The sequence below is a fragment of the Pseudomonas sp. rhizo66 genome (genome assembly GCF_031931925.1).
Taxonomy (GTDB): Bacteria; Pseudomonadota; Gammaproteobacteria; order Pseudomonadales; family Pseudomonadaceae; genus Aquipseudomonas.
In genome coordinates, this window is the sequence record NZ_JAUJWZ010000014.1 from 16388 (window position 1) to 31637 (window position 15250).

4 protein-coding genes are annotated in these 15250 nt (G+C 57.7%); all 4 read left to right on the forward strand.

Annotated elements, in window-relative coordinates:
- Positions 1-149 precede the first annotated feature (149 nt).
- The 4 genes from QZR14_RS17300 to QZR14_RS17315 all read left to right on the forward strand — a co-directional run bounded on the left by QZR14_RS17300 (position 150) and on the right by QZR14_RS17315 (position 15250).
- The gene (locus QZR14_RS17300; RefSeq protein ID WP_311997218.1) at positions 150-3281 is read left to right on the forward strand and encodes a hypothetical protein; all 3132 of its coding nucleotides are present in this window, start codon (positions 150-152) and stop codon (positions 3279-3281) included.
- 121 nt (positions 3282-3402) lie between these two features.
- Positions 3403-7089, forward strand: a complete 3687-nt coding sequence (locus QZR14_RS17305) for a Tc toxin subunit A (RefSeq protein ID WP_311997219.1) — start codon at positions 3403-3405, stop codon at positions 7087-7089.
- A gap of 62 nt (positions 7090-7151) precedes the next feature.
- Entirely contained in the window at positions 7152-11225 is a 4074-nt protein-coding gene (locus tag QZR14_RS17310) for a neuraminidase-like domain-containing protein (RefSeq protein WP_311997220.1), read from the forward strand.
- Positions 11222-15250: a hypothetical protein gene (locus tag QZR14_RS17315; protein WP_311997221.1), complete on the forward strand. Its 4029-nt coding sequence runs from the start codon at positions 11222-11224 to the stop codon at positions 15248-15250. Before QZR14_RS17310 ends, QZR14_RS17315 begins: the two co-directional genes overlap by 4 nt.

Genomic DNA, 15250 nt, shown 5'->3' on the forward strand with positions numbered 1-15250 from the left:
ATGTCTGCTGTTGCAGCACGCTTTCAGTCTGCTCTGCAGAAGGGTTTACCGTTCGTCGGGACTGTCAGATTTTACAGGTGTCCAGGTATCCGTGTGTTCTGTAAAAACAAGACTTATCGGCCGAAGGCCCCGGCGAAAGGCGCGCGATCATGTCAGAGAATACTTTTAATCCACAGCAGGCTGAGCATGCTCTGAACGAGGATGACGGGAACTCGGATGTTCGGGCTTGGCAGCCTCTCCAATTTCTCCACGAGAACAGCACGATTCTTGTTAGCCCCGATACGCCGCTAACATTCAGTATCCCATCGTATGTCGGAGAACATAATCAGGTGTGGATGGACTTTCATTCTGCAAACTCGAGCAGGAAGATTCTTGATGGAGATTGGTTCCAGGCAGTTCATTGGAACACTATTCAGGTCAATGGACTTGAAGAAGGGAAGGCCAAATTTGATGGTGTCTGGAGGCGAGGTGACGAGTGGGCTCCGTGGACTTCCCAGCATGTTGAAGTGAGGAAGCCTGCCGCGTTTGATGCCGCTAATGTGGTTGGCGTCAGGGTATCAGGCACTGCAAGTCCAGGCAGTGTAATAAGGCTTGTGCGTCCTGCCGACAAAGCCGTAATGAGCACCACGCACACCACTCAATCTGATAGGCGTTGGACTGTCACACTATCGACGGGTCTTCCCCAAGGTGTGCGCGAGCTACAAATCCGTGAAGACGTCGACGGAACGGTGGGGCGATATACCCAGACCAAGACGTTCACCGTTTTAGGCAAAATCAAAATTACGTCCCCGGATATCAATCTGCCCGTCGAGAGTGTTCTACCCGTGTTCAAGGGCAACGGGGCGCTGCCGGGAGCCCGCATCAGTGTTTACTTAGTAAAACCCCTCATGCCTGTGGCCTTATCCGATCCGGTTGATTCCGACGGCGAATGGCTCGCAACCAGTAGCCATACTTTCGCGCGAGGGGCACGTTACACCATTATTGCCAGGCAGAATCTGGGTGGCGGCTACTCCGAGTGGAGCGACCCTCAAGAGATTTATGTTATTGGCCCTCCCGTGTTTACAGCACCCAAGCCCAATCCCGCGTCGCCGCCAATCGTGGAAATGAAATCGATGTTCGAGGGGACCGGTGCCACCGGTTTCTATCAGAACAGGGTCGACGTGTATTCGGAGCAAATGGGGGACGATGCCGTGGCTGTGGGCTGGCCACATCCCGACACTGGTGAATGGCGCCGAGAATGCACCCTTACGCCCGGCCCTCATTCGATTTTTGGCACGCAGACAGTCAAGGGGATTACCTCAATCACGAATGAACCCTTCGGCATACGGGTGCGCCCAGGCAAACCGACGGTCGAGTACACCCACAATCAGGAAACCATGACGTTTTTCAGTAGTGGCCATTACGACCAGTACCTCGAAACGCAGATTCAGTTCACCATCAAGAGCTACCCGGGCAACCTGCCACCGAACACGCCGCCCAATGCCATTGTGCGAGCCGATGGTACCTGGACAACAACCTCGACAGGCTGGACTTTGGGGACTTTTTCAGTCGAGGTCGTGCAGAAGATCGTCGACAACGCCGGTGGCTGGATCGAGTCGCAGCCTTTTGAGTTGGAAATCCGCAACACCGTGCCGGATGTCACCGAGGTGACCCACACCAAGGCCTACCGGCCGGTCTTCAGCGGCAAGGGTTATAACGGCGCCACCGTGAGTTTTTACCATCCTGGCGGCGACCTCAAGGCAGCCCCTGATGCCGTCGTGAGCGGTGGGACCTGGTCGAGCACAGCCAATGAATACTGGGGGCCGGTGAAGGATCGGGAAGTCCATATCCAGCAGTGTATCGAGGAGCATTGTTCACTCAACCGTGTAGTGTTGAAGGTCTTGATACCACCCCTGCCACCCACAGTGGACGAGCCACCCCGGGAAGACCTGACACCGACGTTCCGCGGCACCTGCCTGGAAGGCGCCACGGTGAGCATTACCTTCAGCGGTGACAGCAGCGTCTATGCCGGAATCGTCGACAACGGTACATGGACATTCCAGCGACCAGCGCCGTTTCCCGCGGATGTCCCGCAAACCATCTTCGTTACCCAAACGGCAGCCGGGCAAAACTCGGAGGCGCAATCCAGAGACTTCACGCTTCAACCGGCCATGCTCAAACCGGTCATTACGTATCCGGTCGAAAGCGCTGCCGTGGAGCCGGACGTGGTGATCCAGGGCATCGAAGGTGTGAGCGGCGCCACGATGAAACTGCACGAGTCTCAGTTTGGAAACGAATTAGCAGAAGCTCAGCTTGTCGAGGACGGCGCATGGGCAATCCCGCTCACTGGTTTGAAGTTCGGTGAGTTGACGATCTTCGCGAAACAGGAGAGCAACGGGCGTCCGTCCGAAAGAAGCGACCATCGAACTTTCAACGTGATGGTGCCGCCACCGCAGATCACCACGCCGCAGCCGGGCGAAAAACTGACGCGCACTGCGACGCTCAGGGGCGAGGGCTTCCCTTCAGCGCAAGTCGAGATCTGGTTCAAGGGCGCTGACTCACCGTGGTTGAGCGATATTACGGTGCCGGCGAGCGGTAACTGGCAACGGGAAGTGACGCTGCCGGTCGGCAATTACATTATCCAGGCCCGACAATTGTTCACGGAAAACAACAAGACACATGAATCTGCCTTCACAGAAGACTTGACCTATGACGTGGTCCCGGCAGCGCCTTTTGTCGAAACCCCGGTCGAAGGCGAACAGGTCGGCCGGCAAGTGGTGGTGTCAGGTTTCGGTGTGCCCGGCGATACCGTCACGGTGACGCTGGGGAGCGCCACGCCCAGTGCTGTCGTTCTGGAGGACCGAACCTGGTCGATCAACGTGGAAGCTCAGACCGACGGCGACATGGTTCTGCAAGTGACATCAGTGCTTGATGGTTTCGAGTCAGGCGCTGCCTCGCGCAAGGTCATGGCGGGGCTGTATCTGCCCATCATCGCTGAACCGGCAGCGGGACGCTGGGTGCAAGATCCGGTGGCTTTTGCCGGTACGGGCGAGGGGGGTGTCGGGCAGGTCGTGAGCTGGTTCAACCCGGAGCAGAAATGGACGCCGCTGCTTACCGTCTCCGGCAACGCATGGCGCGGTGATTCGGCTGTGTCGTTATCAGCGGGCGGCAGATGGTGCCGTTTCCGGCAGACCCTCACGCCGGGAACAAGGGTGTCCGATTGGGCCGAGAGCGCACGCTTTGAAGTTGTGCAGGTTCCTTCCGGACCACGGAGTCGCGAAAAGCCGACGGATGGTCATTAAACCTGTCATTTCTGACAGTAGACGCTTCTGGCTTTCCAGCGCCAAATTGACCTGAACACATGTGCAGCCTGACGAACACGTCGGGCAGTTCAGGCCAGCTCTCGACCCAAGGAATCCGATCATGGCTGATTCGCGCCGTCCCGGTCTGCAACTGTACACGCAGTTGTTTCCAGAAGAGGAAAACGCTAAGGACACTGTTCTGCAACCGCTCCACGCCTACCTGAAAAACGGTGGCTCGATTTTCCCGCTGGTGGAGAAGGGCGTGGAGCACTTGGCCAGCCAGTATCAGATGAACCGGGAGGACGCCCGACGGTTCTTACGCCGCGCCAACAGCATGGCCACTTACCTGAGCCGTCAGTTCATTGAGCAGCAACTGAGCGGTGGCGATGGTGTGCCTGAGCCGGCGGACGGATTGCTATCGTGGGTGACCGGGCCACGATATGAGCTGCTTTTCAAGACCGAGTTCGAAAAGCTGGCTCTGCCGGAGTCTCTGGAGTCCATGGCATCCCCGGTGGCCTACCTGATCTTTCTGTTGCTCTGGATCCGCGACCGGATCGAGGCCGTAAAGCTTGATCCACCGGGCTTCCCCCTCGAAGAGCGGCGTGCTGATCTGATGGATCTGTCTGTGGATTTCAATGCAGTGTTCCGACCAGTGTCTTCGGTGGACATCATCGTCTCGGTATTGGAGCGCTTCATTAAGGAGCATCCATTAGAAGACTCGCCGGCCGAGACAATCGAAGATGCGATGATTGAAGCGCGTTATCCCAATGGCCTGCCGTACTACCAACACTGGGTCACCCTTGACGGTGTTGCGCAACTCAACAATCTGTCAGTGGGTGATTTTGCCCACACGGTCCATTTGGACTACCCCTACTTTTTGCAGTCCGGCACCTGGATTGGTTTCGCCGAACGTGCGCTGGCGCATTCCTCGCGATTCGGACCCTATCAGCGGAACGTATTAACGGAGCCTCCCGTACCGCTTGCAGACCGTAACGCATTTTATCGGGACAACTACGGCTCAGACATAGAGCATGATGCGGGGCCGCAGAACCTGAATCAGGTTCCGTACTTCGGCGAACACACCAAGCTCGACACGCTGGCGATTGAACGTTTGCTGTCCATTCGTGATTTCGCCCCGGTACTATCGGCCAATTTTGACCCCGAAGATCCTCCATCGTCACCTTCTCTCCCTGTGAGGAGCGCCGAAGATCCCGTCCCGCCGCTGCCAGAAAGCGGGCTTTCCGGGTCGGTCTACATCAATGCCAATGCCCATCCCGGCGTGAATATCAACGTTGCGGATGAAAGCCCTGCGTCTCTGCATCGATTGTCTGTTGTTCACGACGATGATGAAGGGCTTGCCGCCTTCGACCGGATGAACCGCATGATACGCCTGTGCAACTGGCTGGAACTGCCCAGTGACCAGGTGGACGCCTTGCTGGCTGCTGCGATCAGGGCTGAAGTGCGCGGCGGTGCGGATGAAACGAAGTGGTGGATCACGGACAACGTCGTGCATGCTATTGGGCTGTTCCAGACCTTGCGCGAACGCTACAACTGCACAGCGGCAGATTTTGCGGTATTCATCGATCAGTTGGCCATTTACGGGCGCGGCGAAGCGTTATCGCAATTCGATCAGGTGTTCAACAGTCAAGGCCGCTACCGGGAGCCTTTGGTACTGGATGACAGCGAGTTTCCGGTAACGCCCGCACCGGGCGAAGTCCACCTGACCATCAGCCAGTTGTGCAGTGGCCTGGGGATCGACACACAGACTTACCAGTATCTGGCGTTGCAAGTGGCCAAGGCCCACGGCATCAGCGACAACACGTTCAAGCGCAGCCTGCCGATCATTTCCAGTTTCTATCGACTGGTGCGGTTGTCCCGATTGCTGAGCATGACCCCCGTTGAAGGCGTGCTGATGCTGCTACTGATGGGGGGGGAGACCTGGCTCAATGAGTTGGCGGGCACTCCAAAGATTGGTTCGACCGTCAGCGAGACGCCGGACGTTCTGAACATCATTGACGCCCTGCAATCGTGCGTGCAGTGGTGCGAGCAAAACAACTTGCCTGTGCTGTGGATGTTGCAACACGCGGCAACATCGCAACCCGCTCGTGAAGCCTCCGAACAGGACCAGCAGCTGTTTGATCAGATACGTAATCTGTTGCCTACGGTGCTGTTCTCCAACGCGGCGGTGTTGATGGCTGGTTTACCGCCCGCCGGTGCGGCCAGCTGGCTGGATTACCTGGTAGCAACTGAGGACGGACCGGCGCCTGTTGTCGATGCCGATGGGTTGTTGCTGGCGCCCATCGGCACGCCGGAGCAGTATTTGATCGAGATGCAGAGAAGGGTCGAATGGGCAGTCGATCAGGCCCTGGGTACCCTGGAACCCGGGGTGCGCACGAATTTGGCCAACACCCTGCTCAACGTTCTGCTCGAGGCCAGGGACGCTCAGGCATCCCTGGTGAAGGAAACGCTGGCGGTCTATGCCGGTATTGAACCGGATCAGGCAATACCGGTACTGAACTGGGCCGACAAAACGGTTTACCAGTTTTTGCGCCAGGTGAAATCTCGCATCGATTCGAATACCGAACCATCCAGGCGCAATCCGGATGCCGATCTGTTGCTTACGCTGTTGGCCGAGGTTCGGCGGCGCAGTGAGGTGTTTTCAACGCTGGGGCTGAGTGCCACCCTGCTCCAGGATTATCTGGATTACGGTTATCGGGCCTGGATGGGGCAGACCGACAAGTATGCCCTCACGGTCACCACGCTTTATCACCTGACCACGCTGACCCGGGCATTTGGCTTGAGCACACAGCCAGCGCAACAGTTGCTCGACTACCTGCGCGAAGTCAACGCACTGAAAGAAGCTCTTGGTGTGGAGGCGCGGCAACTGGCGCACCAGGCTTCTACCCTGCGTCTGGCCGAGTTTTTCGACTGGAGCGTGCAGGAGGTGCGTGAGTGCGTCAATCGCCTGGATCCGGCTCGGCCGATACTGCGAAACCTTAGCCAGCTGGCTGTGCTTGTTCGCGTCCTTGAGATGTCCAGGAAAACGGGAATGGATGCGCTGACGATCTTCCTGATGGGCCATTTGCCTGAAGCGGTGGACAAGGACGCCTACGCCGAGGCTGCTGAACTGGCCTTGCTGAGTCAGTCCGAGGCGCGTACGCCGCTCGCTCAAGTGCCGGGGGATCTGCGGCAACTGGTGACCATGACCTGCGTTGTGCAACCCACCCAGGTGGTACCTCGCTCGACCGAAACCGCTACTTACACGGTAACGCTCAGAGACCCCGCAGGAGAGCCTTTGAGCGGTATCGGCGTGCATTTTCGCGCCAGCCTGGGCGACATCGAAGAAACAGGCGATACCGATCACAACGGGCAATTCATGGCCACATATACCCCCGGCGACAAAATGGGCGAGGACACGCCCGTTTTCTGGCTGGACCTGTTTGAGCCCGAGAACGCCCCGACCATCGAACTCATTCCCGACGAAGACACCCTGGACTTCGTAACGATGCTGAAGTCGCCGGTGCCATCGGGGCCTGTGCCAAGCGGCCAGGAAGTCGAACTCTACGCAACGTTGATGGATAAGTTTGGCAACCTGGGTGTAGGCGAGCTAGTGGACTGGTTCGTCGAAAGTGGTCAGGGAGAAACAACCAGGGTGGACTTCCGGGGACGGCACGGGAGGACGAATCAGGAAGGGCTCACGCGCGTGTACGTTTCCAGCGCTACGGGCGGCACATTCAGGTTAAGCGTGCTCTGCCATGCAAGTGAACAGAAGGGTCACTTCGATGCCATTACGTTCGAGGGTAGTTGATCACCGACGTGACAAAGCCCCGTGCAGCACGCACCCCGGAATTTGATCAAGGAGCAAGGATCATGGCATTGAATTACATTGGCGATCTGCAGGAAAAACGGCGTTCCGCTTTGCTTGAATACTGCATCGGCCATGCCAGCCGGGTGAAGTATCCCTTTGTGGAAACGCCGGCAGACCTGTTCGAACTGCTGCGCATGGACCCGTTGGACACCTTCGCCGTGCAAAGCTCCTGGGTGGCCGAAGCGACCAGTTGCGCGCAGCAGTACATTCATGCGGTGTACCGCAAACTTGAACCCGGATATACCACCCACCAGTTTCCCGCCAGCCATCTGGCCGAGTGGGAACTGTGCAACAACTATCCCGACTGGGCGGCGGTGCAGTTGATCCAGCTCTACCCGGAAAACGTCATTATCCCGTCTGTCCGCCAACGGAAGAGCAGTCTGTTCAGGATCCTCGAAAACGATCTTAATCAGACCCGTTTGACGACTGATTCAGTACAGGTGGCCTTGCAGAACTATCTGCAAGCGTTCGAGCAGGTCTGTGACCTGGATGTCATCAGTTGCTACATGGACGGCGTCACACCTGACCGCGCCGATTACTACTTTGTTGGCCGGCAGCGGGTGCCGCCCTACCAGTACTTCTGGCGCAAGGCCGAGATTGAACTCACGCCGAGCTGCGTCGCTGTCAATCCGGCTGCCTGGGGTGAATGGCAGGCGGTGGAGATTCAGCCAGCGTATCGGGTGCTGGATATTCGCCCGGTCTTCTGGAACGGCCGGTTGTGCCTGGTCTGGGCCGAGTGGAGTGACAGGGTTGAAGGTAAAACGGAAGCGGAATTCATCCCCGAAAAACTGAGCGTCAACCTGGCGTTCATGAAGCAGAACGGTCAGTGGTCGGCACCGCTGAGTTTGTACAGTGCACAAGCAGAGGAGGGGGATGACAAGGCGTTGCAGTTGATTGTCTCGGTGTGGACCGATATCGATTCACCCAAGGGCAAACTGGGGGTATTGATTCCGCTGGTGGACAAAGACTCGACTCCGGAAAAACCGGTGATACACCGGATTTATGACGTACTGATGCGGCCCGACACCACTGACGCGGGCGGTTGGCTGGATGTCGCGAAAACCCGGTTTGCCACGCCCGAAACAGTGCAGCATTCCTTCGGCAGCCAAGTGACGATGACCTCGGAGGATCAAACGCCCGGCTCCATGTCCCGTTATCTCGGCCTCCGGGCGGCGGCCCAGCGTATAAACGACCAGGATGTGCTGACCGTCAACGGGTTTTGCAGGCCTACCGGGTTGTCCGGCGACGTTACGCCAGAGTTCGAGTTGACGCTGGTGGGCCGCACCGGTACAGACCCTGCGCCTTTAAAAGCGCAGTTTTCGCAAGCCGGAGACTGGGCCACTGCATCGCTGGAGTTCAAACGTGACAAAGGTTCATGGCCCGCAGACACCACCATCACTCTAAAAGCTACAGAGACGAAGTATGGCGGCAAGGAGTTCAAACTCAAGATCGTCAATCTGGCGGACTTCACCCCGCCAAAGCTGGTGAAAAACACCCGCGATGCAGCGCAGTTCATTGCCTACGAGTTGCCGGATCCCTACCTCAAATACAGCCGGCTGAACTCACAGTTCGGCCCTGAACTGGTGCTGCGTGCCAGTATTTCCGTTGAAGCCGTACTGCACTGGGATACGCAGTTTCTTCCGGAACCACCGCCGACGGGTATTGAGTTCAACGAGCCCAACGGAGCCTTCGATGGCGCCAACGGCCTGTTTTTCTGGGAGTTGTTTTTTCATGTAGCGCACCTGTTGTACACGCGTCTGCACGTTGAAGGGCGTTTTGCCGAAGCGCAGAAATGTTTGCACTACGTGTTCGACCCGCAAGCCATCGCGGAACCGGACAGCCCCGTTCCCAAAGAGGCGTACTGGCGCTGCCGGCCGTTAGCTCTCGACGCTGGCAATTCAGGCTGTGAGGCGCTGGCCCCTGCCGATCCGGATGCCATCGGCTATGCGGCGCCCAAGCACTTCAGGATTCTGATGTTTCGCGAGTACGTGAAAAACCTGATGGCCTGGGGCGACTGGTATTACCGTCAACTGACCCGCGATAGCCTGGTGGCGGCCAAGTTGTGTTACGTGCAAGCCGAGTTCCTGATGGGCAGGCCGCCGCTGGCCCGGTCGGTGAATCGTTGGCAAACCTCGACGGTGAAAGAACTTTTAGACGCAAGCATTAGCCGTCCGGCGCTGGAGGCGTTTGAACAATCGCTCGAATTCAGTCTGGCGGATATCCCGGCCGGTTCCGATAGTGCGCCAAGGCTCGGTTTGTTGGCTTCCGGGCCATTCAGGATTCCGATCGATCACTCGCTGGTGGACTTGTTTGCTGCACCCGGTCAACGCCTGCATAACTTGCGTAACAACCTCACTCTCGATGGCAAACCGCTGGATATCCCGTTGTTCAGTCCACCGTCCGATCCGAACGAGTTGCTGCGTTTTCTGGCCTCGGGTGGCCTCGGTGGGCCACGGCCGATGGGCGGGCGGCTTGTGGTCGGCGCATTCCGGTGGCGTCCGGTTCACGAAATTGCCTCGCGTGCGGTGCAGGTGCTACAGGATTTCGGTAGTCAGGTGCTCAATATGCTCGAACGACGCGATCGTGCCGAGCAGGAAGAATTGCAGCAAACGCATCTGGTGGAACTGGGCGAGTACGCCCAGACCGTCCAGGAGCAATCCATTGCTCAATTGGAAGCCAGCGTTACGGCGCTCGAACAGAGTCGGGTCGTGGCGCAACAGCGAGCGGATGCCTACGCGCAGCGCTACAACGAGAACGTTTCGGCGGTTGAATATCAGGTCATGGCGAGCCTGAAGGAGTCGAAGATTCAAGCCTTGACCGCCAAAGTACTCAGACCCACCGGGGCGGTTATCGCAGCGTTGCCGAAAATCTATGGCATGTCCAATGGCGGGATGAAACCCGAAAATGCGATTGATGCGGTGTGTTACGGCCTGGAAATCGCCTCGTCACTGTTGCAAATCGACGCCGACGATCAGGCCACTACCGAGGGTTACCGTCGCCGCCGCAACGAATGGGGGCTGCAACGTGATCAGGCCTTGGCCGAAGTCGACGCGCTCAATGCGCAGATCGAGGCGCAGCGCCATGCGGTTGCTTCAGCTCGCTCAAACCTTGCACAAACCCTGCGGGCCAACGCTCAGGCCCTGACGGTTTACAACTTCCTGAAAAAACGCGCGAGCAATGCCGAGTTGTTTGGCTGGATGCTTGGCCAGTTCAAGGCTTTGCACTATCAGGCCTATGACGCCGTGATCAGCCTGTGTCTCAGTGCCCAGGCTTCTCTGAATGCCGAAACCGGCGATTACGACGCGCAGATCCCTTTGCCGAACGTCTTTCTGGAACAGCGCCATGGTTTGACGGCCGGCGAGCACTTGCGTGCGCATCTGCTGCGGATGGAGCGCGAATATCTGCAGCGCTACGAGCGTCGGCCGGAGTTGTTGAAAACCGTTTCCCTGCGCAAATTGTTCAACGACACGGTTGAACCGCAGCCAGGTATCGACAGCTGGGAGGCTGCGCTCACGCAGCTGCAGACCACCGGCACACTGGAATTCCACCTGACCCAGTTGCTCTTTGATCGTGATCACCCAGGCCACTTCTGCCGGCAGATCGACTCGGTGGAAGTCGACTTGCCGGTCCTGACAGGACCGTATGAGGATGTGCGGGCGACCTTGCTGCAGATCTCAAGCAAGACGGCGACCCGGGCAACCACGCAGTCAGTGCAGTACTTGCATAAACCAGGGAACGTGGCGCCTGGCGACGTGTTGATCAATTTGCGCAGTGGCCAGCAAATCGTGTTGTCGGCAGGGATCGCCGACAACGGTCTGACGGCCATGAAACCCGATGATGGCTTGCTCAATCCTTTTGAAAAAACGGGCGCAGTGTCGAAATGGCAACTGACTTTCCCCTGGCATTTGAAACAACCGCAAGCAGGCATGCTGCATTCCATGAGCGACGTCATCCTGCGTATCCGCTACTCGGCCAAGGTTGGCGAGCCGACTTTTGTCAGCAAAGTCAAAGACTTGGTCGACGAAATCGAGAGTGCTGCGCGTAACACTCAGGTTAAAGGGGGGGAGTCGTCATGAGTGAGCCGATCGTTCAAGCCAACCGGAATCTGTTGTTCAATGGTGATTTCAGCGAAGGGACAGACGGCTGGAAAAAAAGCGGTATTTCAATCGGTGTATCGGGTGACTGGTACGCCGGGGATCGAATTTTGCTTCTGCACCTCTCTCATGAAAGTTATGTGAGCCAAGAGTTTGAAGTGCCCAGAAAAACCTCCAGCGATGCGCGATACCGCCTGAGTTTCCTGTGCGAGACGATCCACGAACAGTCGGGATGGCTATTCCTCTTCAAGGGCTCGGAAGAGCTCTTGAAGGTAGAGCTGAAACCCGGGACTGGCCGCAACCTTGAGCAGGATCCGGCGCGACTGGCGGTCGGGCAACCTCTGGATTTTGTCCCGATTGAATACGAACAAACGCTGGATTCATCGTTCGACGCTGGCGATACGCTGCGTGTAGAGATCAAGAGTCCGCCAAACGCCAATAACGACTATTACTCGAAAGTTCGCATTACCCGCCTCGACCTCCAGTTGCACCTGGATCCACTGAAATTGCGAACGATGAAACTGGATGATCAGGTCCTGGACGAGGGCAGCACGTTGTATTTTTGTCTGGGGGCAACGGACGCCGCCCCACACAGTTTGACCTTCGAACCTGAACCGCAGAATGCCTGGGAGAATACCGAGGCGGCACTGACGCTTACTGATAATCCACAACAAGCGATCATCGTCAAACCGGGACCGGAGGTTGAACAGTTGCTGACCGAGCAATGGTCGCTCGATTGCCCGGTGGTCGGTGACGAAGATCCTTATTCATTCACGCTGAACCTGGTCAACCGCTACAACGCAGAGCCTTATCCGATCCAGGTATCGCTGGGACACCACCGCCTGAAGTTTCGCGAGAGACTCGAAGCTGCGTATTACCCGGTACTGGAATATCGGCAAAGCGTGCGTCTGGGCGTGCAGGTGGCGTCTTTCTATACCCAGCAGAGCGTCGCTGGCGTGACGGTCAACTGGTCGACGGCAGAACGTGTGACCGCCGTCTCTGTTTCCGATGAGTACGGTTGGGCCTACTTTGATTTTCAGCCGACAGTGGCAGTAGAAGCGCTTATCGAGGCATCGGTCGGGAGCCCTTATTACTCCAGCGGCGTTTACACCGAACAGTTCAACGTGCGGGTATTGGCCACTGATCCATGGAAAGATCTGCGGGCCGTCGTCGATGAAGTCGAAACAGCCTGGGATACAAACGGTTATCCGAACCGTGGCAGCACCCATGACCTGCTGGCGCGTCTGCCGGATAACAGTCCATTGCTTGATACAGAGCTGTCTTTGCATTGGAGCGGCGACAGTCATGAACAACTGGGCGTTGATGTCAGCCCGCCACTTGAGGATCCGGTACAGGTTGCCCGGCCCGACATGCTCTGGACGCTGACCTGTGATGATGAGCTCGACGGCCGATTTCTGCTGTCGCTGGTCTGCTCGAAATTGCTGCTGCCATCGCCGGGCAAACCGATGTCGCTGGCGCGCAATAGGGTCAGGGTCGGTGAGGTGCACGAAGCCAACAAATTCCCGGTCGTCGACGAGCAGGAAAGCGTGTTGTTACGCGTGCAAGTGCTGCATGAAACGGCATCCGCTGACGGTGATCCGGTTCGTAACGCGTTGGTCGAATGGCACACGCCTGAAGACGTTATTACGACCTGTACGGGCTACGGTGGTTGGGCGAACGTGTTCTACACACCGATGAGGGCCGGGGATTTGAAGGTCATGGCCCACGTCAAGGCCCACCCGGAAGCCGTGCCGGTCACTCGGGAGTTCGAGGTCAGTGCGATCGCTACGAGCCCCTGGAAAACCGAGGTCGAAATCCGGCTGGATGGGGAAATAGTCCAGCGCAATACGCTCGGTCTGGTGTGTAAAAAAGGTCTGCGGCACACCTTAAGCGTCACGCCTGTCGCCGGCAGCTCGTGGATTGGCAAAGGTGTCAGCCTGCAATGGCGTGACGATGATCCCCCTGACATCGGCTTGCAGTTCTCTGAACCTGGAGTCAGCAAACCCCTGACGGCCGCGGGGGTGCAATGGACATTGAGTTCAGCGGCAGAAGACAGCATCAGCAGTCTGTTTGAACTGGAGCTGCGTCTGGAAAGTGTCTCGATTGTTCGAGAATTGTCCGGGCGCCTGTTAGCTGCCGATTTGAGTACGGAAGTCAGCCTGCTGCTGGATCAGGTCCGGGCGGCGCCGAATGATCATGTGCTTTATCCGTGTCTGGGCGCCACCCACCTTTTCAATGTGTTGCCTGGTGAGTTAAGCCCACTGGTGGGATTGCAGGCCGCGCTGAGCTGGTCGGGTACTTCGATGGATGACCTCGACGCCAGCGTCCGCCCCTCGTTGGATACTTCACAGACATTGAGCGATGGGGGGGCGATCTGGGAGCTGGACTTTTCCGCCAGCGAGCAGCCCGGCCAGTTTGCGCTGACCCTCGCCTTGCCTGAGCTGGGTTATGTCACCCAGGCCAAACCGCTGGTGTTGGGCCATAACAAAGTGAAGATCCACGCCGTGCGCGAAGCTGCCGTGGATCCGGTCGTGGGTCAGACACCCGCCTGGCTGTGGGTTCAGGTGTACTCGCATTTTACCGACCGCGCGGTGGGGCAGGTTCCGGTGAAATGGTGGGACGGCATGGATGGCGCGACGACGTTGACCGATGCCGAGGGTTGGAGCGGTTTCGGCTTCCGTCCGGACACCGGCGATATGCATTCGGTGACGGCGCTGGTAGAGAGCTACTTTGACAACTTCGAAGACGCTCGCACGGTAGCCGTCAAAGCGCAGCTAACGGATCCGTGGAGCGAATTGTGGGTCAGTTTCGACAACAAGCCGGCGCAACTGTGGGGTGAGAAAACCTACTTCCCGCGCCGCAAGGGCCAGCATCGGATCGATGTGAAAGCCGCGGCCAACAGCGCGTTGCTCGATTGCAGTCTTGCCCTTGGGATGACGGGAACCGGTCCAGAGGAATTGGGCATACGCTTCGATGGACCCATGCTCGGCGAATTCCAGCGTTTCACTGAGGAGGGACTTACCTACCTCTATTCCGCCGGGGACCTGAAGAACGGCCGCTTCGGACTGTGCTTTGCCTGCGAACGACTGGCGAATCTTTCTCCCGTCAACGCAATGTCTTTGGGCGAAGGCGCACAAGTGGTGAAAATCGCCGAGCGTTCGCGGGTCAGTCAGACGTTGCTTTGGGGCGAGGTGGTGTCTGAACAGATCACCGTTGTTTCGGCCATCAGTGGCAGGCCGATGGCGGGGATGGTCGTTGTCTGGCGCAGTGCGGATCTTGGCGAAGTGACGACGACCACCAACTTCTACGGTGAGGCGCGGATCCGCTTTGTGCCCAAGACTCCCGGAGCGGCGCAACTGACTGCGACGGTGGGGGATGCGCAGTATTCGGAATCGATTTCGTTGCCTTTTATCCTGCATGAACCCCGGGAAGTAAAAGAACTGGTCAGCGATGATTTGACCGGATATCCAGGACAAGAGATTACAGCGCAGGCCTTGGTGGTTTCAGCCAATACCGGCGAGCCTTTGGCCAATGTCGAAGTGATGTGGGAGTACGACAGCAAATATTTACCGGCCACACTGACGGATAAAGATGGCATGGCAACGGTGCGCTTTTTCCTGGGCTCTGCTGGTGAGACTGGGTTGTGGGCGTCGGTAAAAGGCGGCTTGGCTGGCTGGGATGTGAAAGCGTTGTCGTTCAGCGTCAGTGAGCGTCCCGCGCTCGTGGCATCCGTTGTCGCCTCGCCTAATCCGGTTCCCTTGCAGAATTACGTCTCCATGACTGCGCTGATCGTGGATAAGTACTCGCGAGAGCCAATGCCTGACAGAAAAATCCAGGTCTCGAATAATGGAGCACCATTTATCGACAGCAAGACCGATCACAAGGGGCGATATGAATCTCACTGGAGGCCGATGTCTATAACGGAAACCGTTTCCCTCGCCGTCAAGGTCGACAACCCTGATGGCACATCCGAAAGTGGTGCCGTTACTGTGAAAGTCACAAGTTGA